This is a genomic window from Pseudomonas gozinkensis, assembly GCF_014863585.1.
Lineage (GTDB): Bacteria > Pseudomonadota > Gammaproteobacteria > Pseudomonadales > Pseudomonadaceae > Aquipseudomonas > Aquipseudomonas gozinkensis.
The window spans coordinates 2,838,779-2,857,957 of the sequence record NZ_CP062253.1 but is presented as its reverse complement, the minus strand read 5'-3'; the positions used below and the strand labels follow the sequence as shown (position 1 = coordinate 2,857,957).

The 19,179-nt window shown below is 60.7% G+C and carries 14 protein-coding genes; 12 read left to right on the top strand and 2 right to left on the bottom strand.

Annotated features, from left to right (window positions below; genetic code table 11):
* The first annotated feature begins 311 nt into the window (after window positions 1-311).
* The 12 genes from IHQ43_RS12605 (at window position 312) to IHQ43_RS12550 (ending at window position 15,441) form a co-directional block, all read left to right on the top strand.
* On the top strand, window positions 312-1,706 hold the full coding sequence (locus IHQ43_RS12605; RefSeq protein ID WP_192564617.1) for a Y4yA family PLP-dependent enzyme: 1,395 nt from the start codon (window positions 312-314) through the stop codon (window positions 1,704-1,706).
* 14 nt (window positions 1,707-1,720) lie between these two features.
* Complete coding sequence (locus IHQ43_RS12600; RefSeq protein WP_096820696.1) at window positions 1,721-2,764, top strand: PLP-dependent cysteine synthase family protein; 1,044 nt, start codon at window positions 1,721-1,723, stop codon at window positions 2,762-2,764.
* Window positions 2,765-2,792: 28 nt separating this feature from the next.
* The gene (locus tag IHQ43_RS12595; RefSeq protein WP_192564616.1) at window positions 2,793-3,941 is read left to right on the top strand and encodes an NAD/NADP-dependent octopine/nopaline dehydrogenase family protein; all 1,149 of its coding nucleotides are present in this window, start codon (window positions 2,793-2,795) and stop codon (window positions 3,939-3,941) included.
* A 45-nt stretch (window positions 3,942-3,986) separates the two neighbouring features.
* Window positions 3,987-5,840, top strand: a complete 1,854-nt coding sequence (locus IHQ43_RS12590) for an IucA/IucC family protein (protein WP_192564615.1) — start codon at window positions 3,987-3,989, stop codon at window positions 5,838-5,840.
* 13 nt (window positions 5,841-5,853) lie between these two features.
* The gene (locus IHQ43_RS12585) at window positions 5,854-7,098 is read left to right on the top strand and encodes an MFS transporter (protein ID WP_192564614.1); all 1,245 of its coding nucleotides are present in this window, start codon (window positions 5,854-5,856) and stop codon (window positions 7,096-7,098) included.
* 14 nt (window positions 7,099-7,112) lie between these two features.
* Complete coding sequence (locus IHQ43_RS12580) at window positions 7,113-8,297, top strand: aminotransferase class V-fold PLP-dependent enzyme (protein ID WP_192564613.1); 1,185 nt, start codon at window positions 7,113-7,115, stop codon at window positions 8,295-8,297.
* 83 nt (window positions 8,298-8,380) lie between these two features.
* Entirely contained in the window at window positions 8,381-8,896 is a 516-nt protein-coding gene (locus IHQ43_RS12575) for a sigma-70 family RNA polymerase sigma factor (RefSeq protein ID WP_096820691.1), read from the top strand.
* Entirely contained in the window at window positions 8,897-9,874 is a 978-nt protein-coding gene (locus tag IHQ43_RS12570) for a FecR domain-containing protein (protein ID WP_192564612.1), read from the top strand.
* Window positions 9,875-9,967: 93 nt separating this feature from the next.
* The gene (locus tag IHQ43_RS12565; protein WP_192564611.1) at window positions 9,968-12,382 is read left to right on the top strand and encodes a TonB-dependent receptor; all 2,415 of its coding nucleotides are present in this window, start codon (window positions 9,968-9,970) and stop codon (window positions 12,380-12,382) included.
* A gap of 64 nt (window positions 12,383-12,446) precedes the next feature.
* The gene (locus IHQ43_RS12560) at window positions 12,447-13,634 is read left to right on the top strand and encodes an ABC transporter substrate-binding protein (protein ID WP_192564610.1); all 1,188 of its coding nucleotides are present in this window, start codon (window positions 12,447-12,449) and stop codon (window positions 13,632-13,634) included.
* Window positions 13,631-14,692: a FecCD family ABC transporter permease gene (locus IHQ43_RS12555; RefSeq protein ID WP_192564609.1), complete on the top strand. Its 1,062-nt coding sequence runs from the start codon at window positions 13,631-13,633 to the stop codon at window positions 14,690-14,692. Before IHQ43_RS12560 ends, IHQ43_RS12555 begins: the two co-directional genes overlap by 4 nt.
* Complete coding sequence (locus IHQ43_RS12550; protein ID WP_192564608.1) at window positions 14,686-15,441, top strand: ABC transporter ATP-binding protein; 756 nt, start codon at window positions 14,686-14,688, stop codon at window positions 15,439-15,441. Before IHQ43_RS12555 ends, IHQ43_RS12550 begins: the two co-directional genes overlap by 7 nt.
* A gap of 10 nt (window positions 15,442-15,451) precedes the next feature.
* Here the strand turns inward: IHQ43_RS12550 and IHQ43_RS12545 are convergent, their stop codons facing one another.
* Both IHQ43_RS12545 and IHQ43_RS12540 read right to left on the bottom strand, forming a co-directional pair.
* A complete protein-coding gene (locus IHQ43_RS12545; protein ID WP_192564607.1) occupies window positions 15,452-17,578 on the bottom strand; it encodes a TonB-dependent receptor family protein in 2,127 nt (708 codons plus the stop codon).
* Window positions 17,579-17,676: 98 nt separating this feature from the next.
* The gene (locus tag IHQ43_RS12540; protein ID WP_192564606.1) at window positions 17,677-19,065 is read right to left on the bottom strand and encodes an aminotransferase-like domain-containing protein; all 1,389 of its coding nucleotides are present in this window, start codon (window positions 19,063-19,065) and stop codon (window positions 17,677-17,679) included.
* Window positions 19,066-19,179 lie beyond the last annotated feature (114 nt).

Here is a 19,179-nt window from a genome sequence, read left to right as displayed (position 1 = left end):
GGTCGAGACTCAAATCAAGACCTGCGATTTTGTTCACGGAAAGTTCGGCGCAATGATGTCATTTACATGTCAGGTAATGGCACTTTAAAAGCGACAAGGTCATCTCTTATTGGCCTTCTCCTTGCCTGCCTGAACCTTAAGGAGTGGGGTTCTCATGAAACAGATTTGTGAAAATTTTATGAAAGAACATGCCCCTTGTTTAATTCCAGAGCGGATCGTTCATCCGCCTCCACCTCTTTAAACACTCGCACCTGACGAGCAGCAAGAACACGCAACATACATATGGCGATTATTTACGCCAGAGGTTTTCTATGCCTGAATTAATTGCGCCGCGAATAACAGAAACAACTGAAGCCCAATACCCAAAAGTGCTGAAACCGTTACTTGACCCTGTTATCGAAAACTTTCTTCTACATTCACCGGGAAAACTTGTTGAACTTGTTAAACAACACGGATCGCCGCTGAATCTGGTGTGGCCACATGCCTTTGAGGCCAACGTCCAGGCGCTGCAATCGGTGCTGAAGAAGCACAGCGTTGACTACGCGATTTTCTACGGCGCCAAAGCCAACAAGTCCCAATGCCTGCTGGCTGCGGCTGCATCTTCAGGCATCGGCACTGACGTATCGAGCCTGTTTGAGCTGCAAGCTGCACTGCGCGCAGGGACCAAAGCGCAACATTTGTGCGCAACAGGGCCGGCCAAAACGACCGCGTTTCATCAAGCGCTGTTGCAAGGCGGGTCGCTGATTTGTGTGGACTCACAGGAAGAGTTCAGCCAGCTAAAAGCGCTGCTCGACGCTACGCCGGCACCGGCCAAAGCCCGAGTTCTGCTGCGTTACAGGCCGACAAGTTGCCCGGCGAGCCGCTTCGGAATGGGCGCCGATGACCTGTTTCAGTGCCTGCAATGGCTGGCGGAATCTCGTGAGTCGTTGCACTTCGAAGGTTTCCATTTCCACCTCGGCGGCTACGGCTACGAAACTCGGGTACAGGCCTTCCGTGAAGTGACCGGTTTTTTCGATGCCGCCAGGGAAATGGGTCTCGACCCGTTCATGATCGACATCGGTGGTGGCCTGCCTATGCGTTATGTCGACCCGCAGGAGTACGACAATTTTTTGCAGAGCGACAACAACCCTGGTCATTATCAGAACCGTCGAGTACCCAACTCTTTTTATCCTTACGGCAGCAGTCTGACGGCTTGCCAGTGGCTGGACTTATTCCTGGAGTCGGAGCATTCCCCGGGAAAAACCATTGCCGGTTACTTGAAGAGTCAGAATATAAAACTGGCACTGGAGCCCGGTCGAAGTCTGGTGGACCAAGCAGCGATCAGCGTCTTTCGCGTAACCCGTACCAAACAACTGGCCGACAACAAAATTGTGATCTTTGCCGAAGGCAGCAGTTTCAGTGCGTGCGAAACATGGTTCTCGTCTGAATACCTCGTCGATCCAATCCTGATCACTTCGAAAGATTCAAGGCAAGTTCCTATGCAAGCCTACATCGCCGGACATAGTTGTCTGGATGACGATGTCATTACTCATCGATTGATCAACTTTGAAAAAACACCACAAACCGGCGATTTATTGATCTACGCCAACACCGCCGGCTATCAGATGGACTTGCTGGAAAACGAATTTCATCGCCACCCGTTGCCACGGCGGCTGATGGCGACATGTTGTACGGAAGGTAACTACGCATTCACACCTGACTATTAAGGGAAGACGTCCAGATGATACTGAATAAAGTTTCGGATCTTATTGGCAATACACCAATGTTGGGCATTGATGTTCCGGATACCAACGCCCGACTGTTGCTCAAGATAGAGAAGAACAATCCCGGCGGCAGTATTAAAGACCGTATGGCGCGAAACATGGTATTGGCGGCGCTCAAGTCCGGAAAGTTGAAACCCGGTGGCGTGGTCGTGGAATCGTCCTCCGGCAATACCGGCATCGGCCTGGCCATGGCAGCCGTGGAGTTTGACTTGCATTTTATTGCCGTGGTCGATCATCACGCAGCGCAGGACAAGATCGCGGTGATGAAGGCACTGGGCGCCGAGATCCGCTTTGTCGCCGGCACTTACCGGGAAGACGAAGTGGCCGTGGTCGAGCGTCAACGGCTGGCCGCCGAACTGGCCTCGCAGATCCCCGGCGCGGTGTTCATGAACCAGTCCGACAACGCGGCCAACGCCGGCGGCTATAGCGACTTCGTCCGCGAAACCATCGCACAAGCGGGTGGCCACATCGGCGCCTATGTCGGTTGTGTCGGCACCGGCGGTTCGATGACCGGCATCGCCCGCGGCCTGAAATTGCACAACCCGGACATCGTCACCGTCGCCGTCGAACCGGCCGGTTCCATTGTCTTTGGCCATCCCGGCTATCCGTACTACCAGTCGGGAACCGGCACCCCGGCCGGCGACACCGTCGGCCTGGTGCTCGACTACAGCTGCATCGACCTGGGCTTGCAGGTCACCGATTCCCAGGCCTTCGAAACCGCCCGCTACATCGCACGCAACCTGGCGCTGCTGGTCGGCGGCTCGACCGGCGGTGCGATCTTCAAGGCGCTGGAGCTGATCCACAAAGGCACGCTGACCGGCAACGTCGTAGTGCCGATTGCCGACGGTGGCGAGAAATACCTGCACACCGTGTTCGACGACAACTGGTTGGAAGAACGAGACCTGTTGGACCCGGGCGTCGCACCGCAACTGGATCGCTGGCTGGGCAAGACCCGCTGGCTGGAATCCGACGCCACTCCTCTGCAATTGAGCGTCGCCTGACGCGCCTCCCACACAGGAAAGTCTCTGTATGAAACCGCTGAAAGTCGCCATCTGCGGCGCAGGCCGGACCGGGCATCTGAATGCCATTCTGTTTAAGCAGCTGCCCAATGTTCAGGTTTCGATGCTTACCAACAATCAAGAGGTGGTCGACCGGCACCTCGCCAACCTGCCGATGCAGGCGCTGATGCCGGACGGCTCGACACTGAGCGCGCGACCGGATCAGGTCAGCACCGATGCCAGCGTCGTGGTTGCTGACGCCGACATCGTGATCATCACCGTACCGGCCCACGCACGACCGCAAACCCTGCAAGCCATCGCGCCGCATTTGAGTTCGAGCAAACCGGTGTACGTCGGCGCGATTCCGGGTTTCTGCGGCTTCGACTGGCTGGCCGAAGCTTCGCTGGGCGAACGCTCGAACGTGGTGATCTGGGGCATGAAGGATGTGCCGCACACCGCGTTCGATCTGAAGCCGGGCGTGTCGGTGAAGATGGGCGGCGGCAAGAGCCAGTTGTATGTGGCGATGCACGACCGGGAATCAGCGCAATCACGGCAACACCTGGAACAAATCCTCACCACGCTGTACGGCCCCTGCGTGACGATGCTCGACCACTATCTGGAAATCACCCTGACACCGGGCAACCCGATCATGCACAGCTCGGTGATCTACGGCTTGATCGGCCCGTATGGCCAGTGGCACCGCAAGATCTTCCCGCAGCGCATGTGCTGGTGGACCGAATGCCCCGAGCTGGGTGCTTATTTCCTTGAGCGTATGGATCAGGAAAGCCAGGAACTGTGCAGCGTGATCAGCCAGCGCATGGGCATCGATCTGTCGTCGGTCAAATCCCTCAAGCAGGAAATCGTCGAAGCCTACGGCGAGCAGATCCGCGATCAGAGCAGCATGCTGTCGATCCTGCGCACCAACCAGGCCTACAACGACATCCTCGCCCCGATGATTCCGGCCGACGACAACCGCGCCGGCTACGTGATCGAACGCGAAAGCCGCGCCTTCAACGAAGACGTTGCCTACGGCCTGGTGCTGCTGGTGGAAATGGCCCGGCGCTTCGAACTGAAAGTCCCCTACATCGAAGAAGTCCTGCAATGGAGCGTTTCCTACATGCAGGGCCTGCGCGACTCGGCGCTCGACTACTTCCCCCGCCATTGGCCGCGCACGGCGTGAGCGGGTTCAACTTTTCATTAATTACTCGACGAGCAGATAGCTGATATGGATGACTTCAAGACACTCATCGCCTACTCCCGCAAGAACGCCCTGCGACGGATGATCCGTTGCCTGTTTGCCGAAAACATTCTGGATCGCTCGGGCCTGCGCTTCTCCGCCGCTGGCAATGAGGCCACGTACGCGCTAAAAGATGGTCATTCCCAAGTGTTCTTTTCCAACATCGCCAAAGGCCCGGCGGACACCGTGGTCAATGACGGCGACGTGATCCTGATGACCGATGAAGACGTACGGCAGGTGATCCACACCCATCAGGATCTGCTGGATGTGCTGCGCGACAGCTTCGATTTCGAGCCGACCGATGAAGGCATCGCCGGGCTCAAGTCGGACATGGAAAACAGCCTGATGAACGACGCCCACGCCCGCCAACATCGCCAGCAATGGAACGCACGACTGGCCGCCGCCGCCCGGGAACAGGGCCTCGACAGCCTGACCGATTACCTGCGTCAGCACGCCAGCACCAAGGACGCCGCGATCCTTCTCGACCAGTGGGGCTCGCTGGAAGGTCATCCCTACTATCCGACGTGGAAAGCCCGCCCGGGCCTCAGCGATGAGGAAGTCGAGCAACTTTCGCCGGAGTTCAACGCCCAGGTGCCGTTGCGCATTGCCGCGCTGCGGGCCGACATGGCGAAAAGCGAAAGCATGCCCCACGTCACCGATTACCACAGCTGGTTTGCCAGCAATTTCCCGACGCAATGGGAGCAATGGAAAGCGTCGCTGAACGAAAAGGGTCTCGACGAATCCCAGTGGCTGCCGCTGCCGATTCACGCGTGGCATTTGCAGGCTTACGTGCTGAAGAATTTCGCGGCGGAAATCGCAGAAGGCATCCTCATTACCGACGGCCCGGACATCCAGACCCTGCCGACCATGTCGTACCGCACGATGATGCCGGTGCTCAAGGAGAGCGCGCCGCTGATCAAGTTGCCGATTGCCGTGTGGATGACCAGCGAACTGCGCAGCCTGCAAGCCAAGTCGATTCACATGGGGCCGCGCATCAGCACCGTCATCACCAAAATCCTCGAGGTCGAAAACGGTTTCGGGCAGCGCCTGGAAATCTTCCCGGAAGAAATCGGCGTGCGCTACAAGAACGCGATCACTCAGGACGACCACCCCGGCCGGCATCTGTCGGTGGTGTTCCGCGCCAGTCAGCAAGCGTTCGAGCGCAGCGATGAGTGTCTGCCGATCACCGTGGCTTCTCTGTTCACTCGCTTGCCGGGCAGCGGTCGCCCGTTGTTCACCGAGCTGATCGAGCGCGATGGCGTTCGGGCCAATGCCACGCAGGTCGAAGACTGGTTCCGCCAGTACGCCAAAATGGTCACCCACCCGGTGGTGGCGATCTACCTGATGTACGGGATCGGACTTGAGGCGCATCAGCAGAACACGATGGTGCTGTTTTCCCCGGATGGCAAAGCACGTAGTCTGCTGATCCGCGATTTCGGCGACGGCAGGACCTACGCTCCATTGCTGGAAGGACGCGGCTACACCCTGCAACCGCACGTGCAGCCGGGCATTCTGCCAACGGTGTTCGACGGCGATATCGAGCCGGTGCGCATGTTCGTGCTCGACGCGGCGTTCCTCACGCACCTGCATGAAATGGCCCTGTGGCTGACCAAGGAGTACGCGCTGGACAACAACCGGATGTGGGACATTCTGCGTGAGGAGACCGAGCAGGCGTTCGCGGCGGTGCGCGAGCGTGTCGCGCCGGATCTGTGGGAAGTCGAACGCAAGGCCTTCCTCAATGATCCGTGGCCGACCCGTTCGTTGTTGCGCATGCACATGATGCAGTACTCCAATTACCGGATTCAGCACACGCTGACCAACCCGCTCAATGTCGTTCAATAACCGAGGCTGACTCATGACCCAAGCAGGTGCCATCGCGGGTTCGCGCGTAAGAGTCCTGATTTATCTTCTGTTCGCGATCCAGCTCATTTCGATGGGCGCGATGGAAATGAGCGGGCCGTTCTGGCCTGTCCACCTGCGCGGGCTGACCTCGTCAGACTCGCTATTCAGTTTCGCCAGCATCGCCGTCTACGTCGGGCCGATGCTGGGCATTATTCTGACCAGCGCATTCTGGGGCCGTATCGGCGACCGCTACGGCCACAAGTTGATGATGATCCGCGCCCTCGCCGGCCTGTCGTTGACCCAGCTTGGACTGGCCCTGTGCAGTGACATCTGGGTGATCCTGATCCTGCGCTTCCTGCAAGGCGCCTTCGCCGGCTACATCGCCCCGGCCCAGGCGTATGGCGTGAGTATCGAGGCGCCTTCGCGGCGGGCGCGGCTTTTCGCGATCCTGCAGATTTCCACCAACGTCGGCTCGCTGCTTGGCGCGGTGGTTGGCGGACTGATCCTCGATTACGCGACGTTCTTTTGGATCAACATGATCGCTGCGGTGTTGTGCGCGATCTGCACCGTTGTCGCGGCCGTCACGTTGCCGGACGTGCCGCCGGTGAAGAAGGCACCGGTCGCCGACAAAGCGGCTCCGACCAGCAATAGCACCAGCGTCTGGCAAGGCACGCCCTTGCTGTCGCTGCTGGGCGTGATGGGCATTTTGCTGCTGGCGCGGATGCTGCCGCAGACATCGTTCTCGCTGTACGTCAGCTCGGTGTTCGAGGTCAGCAACTCGGTGGTCGGGCTGTGTTATGGCTTGCTGGCGCTGGGTTTCATTCTGTCGGCAACCGCGTGGTCGCGTTACTTCGAGCACCGTTCCCAGCAGGACACCTTGCAACGCATCACTTATGTCGTGATCGGCTGTATTGCGCTGACGGCACTCGCGGGCGTCACGCGTAACCCGATCGTGTTCGTCGGTGCCTACTTCATCTGGGGCGTATTGCTCGGCGCCACCACGCCGGTGCTGATGGCGCTGATCTCCAAGACCGCCGACAGCTCGCGCCAGGGCTACGTGCTGGGCATTGCCCAAAGCACCGCGCAGTTCGCGTCCATCGCCGGTATTTCGGCTGGGGGCCTGCTCAGCCAGGTCTATGGTTTGCAGTACACCTATTTGTTTGTCTGCCTCGCCTACATTCTCGCGCTGATTCCCATCGTTGCGTTGCGCTACCGGCCCATGGTCATGCAACCGAGCCAGATCCCGCCGGGCGACTGATCAAGGAGTTTGCTTTGAACATTGAACAACTGCGCGCCGACACACCGGGTGTCGAGCAACTGATCCACTTCAACAATGCAGGCGCGGCGCTGATGCCCGATCCGGTCATAGAAGTGATGACCCGTCATCTTCAACTGGAAGCCCGGATCGGCGGTTATGAAGCCGCCGGGCAACAGGCCCGGGAAGTAGAGGACGTCTACAACGTCATCGGCCAACTGATCAATGCGCGGCCCGAAGAAATCGCGGTAATCGAAAACGCCACGCGCGCCTGGGATATGGCCTTCTACTCATTGCCGCTGCGGCCCGGTGATGTGGTGCTGACATCGACCACCGAATACGCCGGCAACTACATTCCCTACCTGCAACTCAAGCAGCAGCGCGGTATCGAGATCAGGGTCATTCCCAACGATGAACAGGGCCAGGTGTCATTGCCGGCGCTGCGGGACATGCTTGAGGATGATCGGGTTGCCCTGGTGTCGCTGCCGGTGATCGCCACCAACGGTGGCCCGGTGCAGCCCATCGAGCAGATCGGCGCCCTCGCCCGCGCGGCCGGTGTTCTGTTTCTGCTGGATGCCTGTCAGGGCGTCGGGCAGATGCCGATCGATGTGCAGAAGATCGGCTGTCATATGCTCGCTGCCACCAGCCGCAAATACCTTCGCGGACCTCGGGGCATGGGGTTTCTCTACGTCGAAAAAACCTTGTGCGAAAACCTCGAACCGGCCTTTCTCGACCTGCATGCCGCTTCATTGCTGACCCCGGACACCTTCAGGATTCGTGGCGATGCCCGGCGTTTCGAAAACTGGGAATGCAACGTGGCCGCGAAACTGGGCATGGGCGCGGCGGCCCGCTACGCACTGGCGCAGGGCATCGAACCGATGTGGCAGCGCATTCAACATTTGTCGGCACACCTGCGCAATCGCCTGGCTGACGTGCCGGGTGTTACGCCGCAGGATCGGGGCGCGGTCAAGTCTGGCATCGTCACCTTCACCTGCCAGGACGCCAGCGCGGTGCACGTCCAGGCATGGCTGGCGGGGCAGGAAAAACGCATCAACGTCACCACCTCGACCTTCCGCTCGACGATGCTCGACATGCAGCAACGGGATCTGCCGGAAGTCAGCCGTGCATCGCTGCACGCCTACAACACCGAGGCCGAAATCGACGCCATGGCAGACGCCTTGATGAGAATGCCACGCGCCTGAAAACGGATTCGAATCGCGCTTGCGTCATGGGCTCTTTGTACACTAGCATTGGGAATACTTCTCAATTGCAAAACACTGCAGCCATGAGCGAAACCCTTCCCGCGAACAACGACAACCATCTGCGCGTGATCGAAGCGCTGTACAGCGGCCATCACGGCTGGCTGTACAACACGCTTAAGAAAAAACTGGGTAACGCCATGGATGCGGCGGATCTGGCGCAGGATACCTTCACCCGGATCCTCGCCTCCCAGGTCACGACCATCGAGCAGCCCCGGGCGTACCTGAGTTGCGTGGCGAAGGGCATCCTCATCAACTGGTATCAGCGCAAGGCACTGGAACGCGCCTACCTCGATGCCCTCGCGCATTTGCCGGCGCCGGAAGTGCCCTCTCCCGAGTTGCGCTTCGTGGTGCTGGAGACCCTGCACGAAATCGACGCGATGCTCGACACCCTGCCGCCGCTGGTCAAACGTGCGTTCCTGCTGTCGCAGATCGGCGGCTTGAAATACGCCGACATTGCCGAGCAGCTGGATGTCTCGCTGATCACCGTCAAGCGCTACATGAAGCAGGCTTTCGTGCAGTGCCTGATGCTGGTGGAATGAATGCTCACGCGACGCAGTGAACCGCCGCTCGATCCGAAAATCCTCGAAGAAGCCGCCGAATGGCTGATGCGCCTGAGTGAAAACGACCTCAGCGATACCGAGCGTGCAGAATGGGAATACTGGAAAGTCAGCAGCCCCGAGCGCAACCGGGCGTGGGCCCGCGCGCAGTTGCTGCAAAGCAAGTTTGGCGGCCTGCCGCCGTCGCTGGCGATGTCGGCACTGGATCGCCCGAGCAACCCGGAACGCCGCGCTGCCCTCGGCAAACTGGCCTTGCTGCTGGCAGCGGTGCCCGCCGGTTGGGGCAGCTGGAAACTGGCGCAATCGCAGCAATGGTCGGCCGATTACCACACCGCCGTCGGCCAGCGCCGCGAATTGACCCTGGCCGACGGCTCGCAAATCACCCTGAACACCGACACGGCCATCGACGTCCTGTTCGACACCCGGCAGCGGCTGATCCATTTACGCGAAGGCGAAATCCTGGTGCAGACCGCGCCGGACAACGCCGCGCAGCCTCGACCTTTTCTGGTCAGCACCCGTCAGGGCCGGATGCAGGCGCTGGGCACGCGTTTCACCGTTCGTGAATGGCAGCCGCGCACCCAACTCGCAGTGCTCGAAGGCGCCGTGCAGGTCGAACTGGCCGACAGCCCCCAGAGCGCACCGATCATCGTCAACGCCGGGCAACGTACCGATTTTTCATCTCAAGCCTTTGGCGCAATGAACCCGACCGATCGCAACGTCGGCGCATGGACCCAGGGCATGCTGATGGCCGACAAGATGCGGCTGGCGGATTTCGTCGTCGAACTGGCGCGCTATCGCCGGGGTTTTGTGCGTTGCGATCCAGCCATCGCCGATTTGCGCATTTCCGGGGCCTTTCCCATCAGCGATACCCAACGCTCGCTGAACATGCTGGCGCAAACCTATCCCGTGCTCGTCTCCGGGCACTTGAGCGGTTACTGGGTGACGCTCTCACCCGCCTGAGCAAAAAAATCACCACACGGGTGATACTTTTTTTGATCTCGGCTGGCAATGAAAGGAACAACCATTCCACCTCGTCCATAGGGTCACCCCTTCATGCTCGTTGCACGACCCTTGTTTTCGGATCGTCTGCTAAAGCCCGTTATGCGCAGTATGCTGCTCAGCGTTGTGCTGGGCCTGGCCAGCAGCGCGCTCGCCGAGGCAGCCGGGCCGACGCAACTGGACGCGGTCACTGTTCGAGCCTACAACATTGCACCCGGCCCGCTGGGCGTGACCCTGTCGAGCTTCGCCGTGGACGCCGGCATCGCCCTGTCGTTTCAGCCGTCGATCACCGAAGGCCTCGTCAGCCCGGGATTGTCCGGCAGCTACTCGGTGCAGGAAGCGGTATCCAGACTGCTCGAAGGCAGTGGTCTGGAAATGGTCGCCCGCAGTGACGGGACGTGGACGCTGGTGGTGCGCCGGGTCACGTTGTCGGACACCACGATCGAAGGCATCGACAAGCGCGCCGACAGCTTGCCGCCGGTGCTGGCGGGCGGTCAGGTCGCGCGTGGTGGACGTCTCGGCATTCTGGGTAACCGCGATGCGATGGACGCTCCGTTCAGCGTCAGCAGCTACACGTCGACGCTGATCAAGGACCAGCAGGCTGTCACGGTCGGCGACTTGCTGGAACGCGACTCTTCGGTGCGCTCCACCGGGCAGACAGGCGGGATTGTCGATTCGTTCTTCATCCGTGGTTTTCCGGTCGGCGAAGGCAATCTCGGCGAACTGGCATTCGATGGCGTGTACGGCGTGGCCTCCAACTACCGGGTGTTCACCGAATACGCCGAACGGATCGAACTGGTCAAAGGCCCCGGCGCTTTGCTCTACGGCATGTCGCCCAACAGCGGTGTCGGCGGCGTGATCAACGTGGTGCCCAAGCGGTCGCTGGACGAAGACCTGACCCGCTTCACCACCAGTTACGCCTTGAATACCCAGCTCGGCGGCCACCTCGATGTGAGTCGACGCTTCGGTGAAGAACGCCGCTTCGGCGTACGGGTCAATGGCAGCGTCCAGCAAGGCGATACCGCCATCGACAAGCAATCCCGAGAGGTCGGCATCGGCGCGATTGCCCTCGACTATCAGGGCGAACGCCTGCGCACCACGCTGGATCTGATCAACCAGAAAGAAAGTTTCGACGCCGCATCCCGCCCCTTCCTGATCGCCTCCGGCGTGGAGATTCCGTCCGCCGCCAACGGGCGCACCAGCGTCAGCCAGGAATGGGGCTGGTCGGAAACCCGCGACAAATCGGCGTTGCTCGGCGGCGAGTACGACCTCAACGACAACCTGACCGTGTTCGCCCACGCGGGTGGAGGAAAGTCGGATGTCGCGCGCATGTCCGACCAGACCCCGACCATCATCAACGAAGCGGGCGACACCTCGTCGATCCCCGGCTATTACAAATTCGAAGTCCAGCGCTACACCGTCGATGCCGGGGCGCGACTGCGCTTTGACACCGGGCCGATCAGTCACAGCGCCGCCCTGCAGGTCACCCGTTACCGCGATCATTTGTCCCGGGGCATTATTTCCGGCCCGGCGATCCTGTCGAACATCTACCACCCGATCGACCGCCCGAAACCTGCGATCGCCAAACCGGATACTCCGAAGGTTTCCGAAAGCGAACTGTCGGGCGTGGCCCTTGCCGACACCCTGTCGGTGCTCGACGAACGCCTGCAAGTCACGCTCGGCGTACGCCAGCAGAACATCAAGTCGGATAACTACAACGCAGCCGGCTTCGTCACCACGTCCTACGACAAAAGCAAATCCACCCCGCTGTTCGGGGTCGTCGTCAAACCCTGGGATCATGTCTCGTTCTACTACAACTACGTCGAAGGCCTGAGCAAGGGTGACATCGCGCCCTCCGCCGCCGCCAACGCCGGCGAGATCTTTTCCCCTTATGTGTCCCGCCAGCAGGAAGTCGGGGTCAAGCTCGACTACGGCCGTTTCATGTCCACCATCGCCCTGTTTCAGCTGGAAAAGCCCAGTGGTGAATTGGCATCCGGGGTGTTCTCGGTCAATGGTGAACAGCGCAACCGTGGCGTCGAACTGAACATGGCGGGTGAGGTTGCAACAGGCACGCGCCTGATCGGTGGCGTGACGCTGCTCGATGGCGAACTGACCCGCACCGGCGTCGCCGCCAACCGTGGCAACAAACCGGTCGGCGTTCCCGAAGTGCAAGCCAACCTCTGGGCCGAATGGGACGTCCCGCAGGTCGAAGGCCTGACGTTGACCAGTGGCGCGATCTACACCGGTAGCCAGTACGTCAATCAGGCCAACACCCAACAACTGGACGCCTGGACCCGCTTCGACGTCGGCGCCCGCTACGCCACGCGCATCGCCGAACGTCCGACCACTTTCCGGGCCACGGTGCAGAACGTGTTCGACCGTGAATACTGGTCCGGCGTTGCTTCCTACGGCGCGTTCTCCCAAGGCGCGCCTCGTACCCTGTTGCTCTCGGCCACTGTCGATTTCTGAAACGTCCGGCCCGGTGCGGCGCCTGGCGTCGTGGTCCGATCCGGCTTTTGCAAAGGCATACACCATGGTTAATGTTTTTCGCCACCGCCAGACCTTCGCCGCCCTGATGTTTGCGGGGCTGCTGGGATTGTCGATTTCTTCATTGATGCCGAGCCGCGCGCAGGCTGCCGAGCCGGATCCAGCCTTGGGCACCGTCACTGATTTGCAGGGCCGCACGGTCAAGGTTCACTTGCCGGTCCGCCGGGTCATACTGGGCGAGGGTCGCCAGTTGTACCTGGTAGCCGCCCTGGATACGCAGAACCCCATCGAACGCATCGTCGGCTGGCGCAAGGATCTGATCCAGTCAGACCCTGACACCTATAACGCCTACCTGCGCAAATTCCCCGACATCGCGAAAATCCCGACCTTCGGCGGTTTCGAGAGCGGCACCTTCGACATCGAGCAGGCGATCTCGCAAAAGCCTGACGTGATCATCCTCAACATCGAAGCACAGCACGCAACAGAGGACGCGCGCTACATCGAGAAACTCGACGCCCTGGGCATCCCGGTGGTGTATGTCGACTTTCGCAACAACCCCATGCAGAACACCGAGCCGACCATGCGCCTGTTCGGCAAGTTGTTCGGCAAGGAAGAGCGCGCCGAAGCCTTCATCGATTTTCGTAACCAGCAGATCCACCGTGTCACCGACGTCATCGAGAAGCGCCACCCTGCCCGCCCCAGCGTTTTCATCGAGCGCATCGGCGGCTACACCGACGATTGCTGCCTGAGTTTCGGCAACGAAAACTTCGGCCTGTTCGTCGATATGGCCGGCGGCAACAACATCGCCCGGCGGATCATTCCGAGTACGTTCGGGCAACTGAACCCTGAGCAAGTGATCGTCGCCAATCCCGACCATGTCGTGGTCACCAGCGCCGACTGGGAAGCTTTTGCACCGGGCGGCCATTGGGTCGGCGTCGGCCCGGGCGCGGACCTGACCGAAGCCCGGCGCAAACTCGCCTGGTACACCCAACGCCCGGCCTACGCCGGCATCAAGGCGCAGAACACTCAGGCGTTTCATGCGATCTGGCATCAGTTCTACAACAGCCCTTACCAGTTCGTGGCCATCCAGCAGTTGGCCAAATGGTTTCATCCGGAACTGTTCGCCGATCTTGATCCGGACGCGGCATTTCGAGAGATGCACGAACGCTTTCTGCCAGTGCCGTATGAGCCGGGCTATTTCGTCAGCCTGCAAAAAACCGAGGCCAAACCATGAGTTCGCTGGGCGAAGCACCGATTGTGCAGAGCGTCACCTACCGGCGGCTGGTGCTGCGTAAACGGCTGATCCTGCTAGGGCTGTCCGTGCTGCTGATATTCAGCGTGCTGCTCGATCTGGCGCTCGGACCGGCTCGTTACAGCCTCAGCGAAGTGCTCGGTGCGTTGTTCTCGCCGGACACCGCATCGGCCCAGGTTCGGGTGGTGATGTGGGACATCCGCCTGCCGGTGGCGCTGATGGCGGTCGCTGTCGGCGCAGCGCTGTCGCTGGCCGGTGCGCAGATGCAGACGATCCTCAACAACCCGCTCGCCAGCCCATTCACCCTCGGCATTTCTGCGGCGGCCGGTTTCGGCGCGGCGCTGGGGCTGGCCTTTGGCGTGGCGCTGTTTCCGCTGGCGGCGCAATACATGGTGCCGCTCAACGCGTTCATCATGGCGATGCTCTCCGCGCTGCTGATTCACTTCATGAGCATGCGTCGTGGCGTAACGGCCGAAACCATCGTCCTGCTCGGCATTGCACTGGTGTTTACCTTCAATGCGCTGCTGGCGCTGGTGCAGTTCTTCGCCACCGAACAAGCCGTGGCGGCCGTGGTGTTCTGGACCATGGGCAGCCTGACCAAAGCCACCTGGCCAAAACTCGGGGTGATCTGCGTGGTGATCCTCATCACCCTGCCGATCTTCGCCAAACGCGCGTGGGCAATGACGGCCCTGCGTCTGGGCGATGACAAGGCTGCCAGCTTCGGCATCAACGTGCGCAGCCTGCGTTTTCAGACGCTGATCATGGTCAGCCTGCTCGCATCGTTTCCGGTGGCGTTCGTCGGCACCATCGGTTTTATCGGGCTGGTCGGGCCGCACATCGCGCGGATGCTGATCGGCGAGGATCAGCGGTTTTTCCTGCCGGCCTCGTTGCTGACCGGTGCACTGATCCTGTCCGCCAGTTCGGTGGTCAGCAAGACCCTGATCCCGGGGGCGATATTCCCCATTGGCGTGGTCACGTCACTGATCGGCGTGCCGTTCTTCATTTCTCTGATTCTCAATGGAAAGAAAAACTCATGGTGAAGATCCGGCTCGACAACCTCGGCGCCCGCTACGGGCAGCGCGAGATCATTTCCGGTGTCAGTACCGCGACGTTTACCGGCGGCCAGGTCGTGGCCGTGGTCGGCCCCAATGCGGCGGGAAAATCGACGTTGTTCAAACGCATGGCCGGGCTGATCGACGGCCCTGGCGAAGTGATTCTGGAGGATTCGAAAAAGGGCACGCAGGGTATCTGTTACATGCCGCAAGGCCTCAACGCCAGCGCCCGGCTGACGGTGTACGAATCGGTATTGCTGGCGCGCAAGCAACTGACGCCCAACTGGTCGGTTCACGACGATGAACTGCAACGGGTGGACGAGATTCTCGATGCACTCGGGATCACCGAGCTGTCGTTTCGCAACCTCGGGGAATTGAGCGGCGGTCAACAGCAGTTGGTGTCAATCGCCCAGACGCTGGTGCGCGAACCGGAAATCCTGCTGATGGACGAACCCACCAGCGCACTCGACATGCACCGGCAGGTTCAGGTGTTGAACTTCATGAAAGCCCTGGCGCGTCGGCGCGAAGTGATCGTGTTCATCGCCATCCACGACTTGAATCAGGCGCTGCGTTTTGCCGATCAGGTGCTGGTCATCGCGGGTGGCACGGCCCATGGCAGCGGGCCCAGCCATGAAGTCATCACCGAGCCAATGCTGCGCACGGTCTACAAGGTCGAGGCGCGGATCGAGCAATGCAGTCGCGGGCAACACCATATTCTGATCGACGATATTGTCTGAAGGCTGGCCCTCAGAGCAGACTCCACGACACCCCGACATACATCGCCATCCCTTCGCCCGGTGTGGATCGTGCCGCGTCCAAGCCTTTATCGTCATAGCCCGGCGTAACGGTAGCGGCGTAGTGTTTGTCGGTCAGGTTGCGCATGTCCAGCCAGGTCTGCCAGTCGCCCTTGGGTGCGTTGTAACCCAGCGTGGCGCCGAAGGTGGCGTAAGGATCGGCGTAGTAGCTATTGGCGTAATCCACTGCGGTCTTCGAGACCAGTTGTGTGTTGACCGCTGCGAAGAAGCCCTGCGGGAAGTCGTAGCGCAGTTCGCCCTGGTAGTAATGCATCGGCAGACCCGGCAAGCGGTTGTCGCCGAAGCGATCGTCGTCGCGGTAATGGAAGTCGCTGAAGGTGTAAGCCTGACGCAGGCTCAACTTGCCGCCATCTTTTGCTGACCACAGATTGCTGTTCAGGCTGGCTTCAATACCTTGGTGCACGGTCGGGCTGGCGTTGAGTTCGTAAGGCGTGGTCGCGTTGGCGTCCGGCAATACCGAGAGCAATTCGTGGCGCACCTGAGCGTAATACCACGCCAGACTCCACTCGCCGAGCGCGCTGTCGCCACGGCCGCCGAGTTCCAGCGTGGTCGCGGTCTGGTTCTGCAGTTTGACCGGGTCGCGCTGAGTGCCGGTGGCGGCACCGCTTCCGGTCGGAAAGCGTACGTTGGAGCTGTAAATCAGCGACCACGGATGCGGCGCCTCGACCGAACGGCTGAGGTTGCCGAACAGTTGCAGGTCCGGCGTCACCTGATAGCGCAGGCCCAGACGTGGCGCGTAGTCCCAATCGCCGAGGCTGGTTTTACCGCCACCTACCGGATAGGTGACCGCGCTTTCGCGACGGGTGTAGATCGCGGCGAGGCCGCTGGTCAGCCAGAGGTTGTCAGCGATTTCCAGATCGTTGCCCACATGCAGGACGGAATCCGAACCCTGATAAGTGAAGTTGCGCATGTGCGTGCCCGGCGCATAGCGGGCGGTGTTGCCGCCGGGAATCCGCACCAGTTCGCTGGCACCGTCGTTGGGCAGATGCTTGGTCACTCGCAGGCCCACAGTGCTGTTGCTCTCCATTCCCCAGAGCGTGTCGCGGCGCTTGTAGTCGAACGTGCCGCTGACATCGGTGTACGCCACTTTCAGGCGGTTGGGGCCTTCGCGCAGGTCCATCGGGTAATCGTGATAAACCAGACCGGTCTGGATGCTCGAATCGTCGTCGATGTAGTACGTGGTCTTGTTGCCGATGAAGGTGCTGCCGGGCTGATCGCGGCTGTCGTTGCGCGTCACGTAGGCCGGGTTGGCCGCGCGCGGATCGTGTTCGATGGAGTGCTTGGTCACCCGCCCGGCGAGGTCGTTGTCGGTCTCGCGGTGACGGATGTAGAAGCGGGTTTCCAGATTCGGATTGAAGCGATAACCGAAGTTGGCGATCACCCCCTGGCTCTTGCTGGTGGTGTGATCCTGATAACTGTCGGAATGCGCGTCGGTCATCGACAGGTAGTAATCGAAATCGCCCAGTACCTGACCGGAGCTGACTTGCCGCTGGGCATAACCGTGGCTGCCCATGACATAGCGCACATTCAGCAGTGGCGCGTTGTAGCCCGTGTGGCTGACGTAATCGACGGCGCCGCCCAGGGCCAGCGCGCCGCGATCAAAACCATTGGCACCACGCAGCACTTCCACATGATCGAGCCACAGCGGCTCCAATAGCTCATAAGGCGTTCCACCGGGGCCGGTCAGCGGCAGACCGTCGAGCATCGTGTACAGCCCCGAAGCGTGGGCGCCGGGAGCGCGGTTGATACCCGAGCCACGAATCGAAATCTTCGTCCCTTCGTTGCCCGCTGACTGGGCATAGACCCCCGGCTGATATGCCAAAACATCCTGATTGCTCGCAACCCGGCCCTGCAACGGACGGCGCATATCGACGACGTTGGTGCCGCCGGGCACCTGCTCAAGCCGCGCCTGCGCCTCTTCAACCGACGCATCCTCCCCGCTCCGGTCCTCGGCGCCGATCAGCACCTGCCCCAACTCCAGGCGCTGGCTTTCAGCCAGGGCCGGACAGGCCAGGGTCAGCCCCAGCAAGGCAGTGGGCAGGGTTTTGAACGCGGGCATCGAGAGCACTCCAGACATACGGGAACGGGCAGTGAGAACTGCGACGTATGAAGGGACGAATGGAGCACATGGGGATTTGGTTTTTTGCCCGCGAGGACTCAGTAATACCGCCGCGGATCCGATTCGATCAGGCTCGCCAGTTTGGTCAGGGCGAAGCGCAGTTCTTCCTGGCTGGTCGGCGACATCAGCACCAGCCGCACGCACCGAGTGATCCCCGAGCGCTCCGCCTGGAACTGCGTGCCGCTGAGCACCAATACGCCGTTGGCCCGGGCGAGCATGGTGAATTCGTCGGCGGTCCAGGGTTCGGGCAGCGTCAGCCAGACGTGGTACGAGTACGGCTGGGTCTTGAGTTCGAAGCCGGCGAAAATTTCCTGAGCAATCGCCTGACGGCCGGCGGCCTCGTTGCGCTGGATGCGGATCAGTTTCTTGTCCAGGCCTTCGGTGATCACATTGCTGGCCAGTTGCGCGGTCAGCGGTGACGGCATCCACACGCTGCTGCGCACCATCGAGGTCAGGCGCGACAACAGTTTCGGCGGGCTGTAGAGATAGCCGACACGCAAGGCCGGCATGACCGATTTGGACAGGCTGGTCAGGTACACCGAACGGTCCGGCGCGAACGCCGACAGCGGTTTGATCGACGGATCAGTGGCCAGAAAACCATAAATGTCATCGTCGAGAATGATGAAGTCGAACTCTTCGGCCAGCGCCGCAATCTGCGCCCGGCGCTTTTGCGACATGATCGACGCCGTCGGATTCTGACAGGTCGCCACGCACACCAGCATCGCCGGTTTCTCCCGCAGACACAGCTCGCGCAACGCTTCGGGAATGATCCCTTCGTCGTCCATGGCCACGCCACGCAGACGGCGCTCGAGGCCATGGGCCAGGGAAATGATGCCGGGGTAACAGAGCTCTTCGCAGAGCACCAGGTCGCCGGCATTGGTCAGGGCGCTCATCGCGACCATCAGGCCATGCTGGGCGCCGGCGGTGATCACCACTTGTTGCCATTGCGCATCAGGCAATGAATGACGCAACCACTGCGCACCCGCCTCGCGATGGGCCGGGTGACCGCCGTCCGGCGCGTAATCCAGTGCCCGCGCGAAATCCGTGCTTTTGGCCATGCCCACCAGCGCACCGCGCAGCCAGTACTCCAGGGTTTCGCTGTAGGGCTTGATGATCGACAGATCAAGCAGCTCCGACTGCCCCAGATTCAGCGGCGCGGCGCTGTTGCTCGCCGGCAGTTCCAGCTGGCTCTGGCTCAGCACATACGTCCCGCGCCCCACCTCGCCCTGCACCAGACGCCGCCGATGGGCCTCGCTGTAGGCCCGGCTGATCGTGCCCGGCGTGACATTCAGAGTGGTGGCCAGTTCCCGCAAGGTCGGCAGGCGATCGCCTTCGTTCAACACGCCGTTACTGATATCGCGCGCCAACGCATCGGCAATCGACAAATACATCGGCTGGCTGAACTCGCTTAGCTGGGGAACCCACATGAATGATCACTGCCCATCGTAGAAATGATGAATATCCGAGCATATCACACGGAGGTTAGGCAACTAATAAATCAACCCAATCGATCAATTGAGTCGATTGATGCCACGATTGAA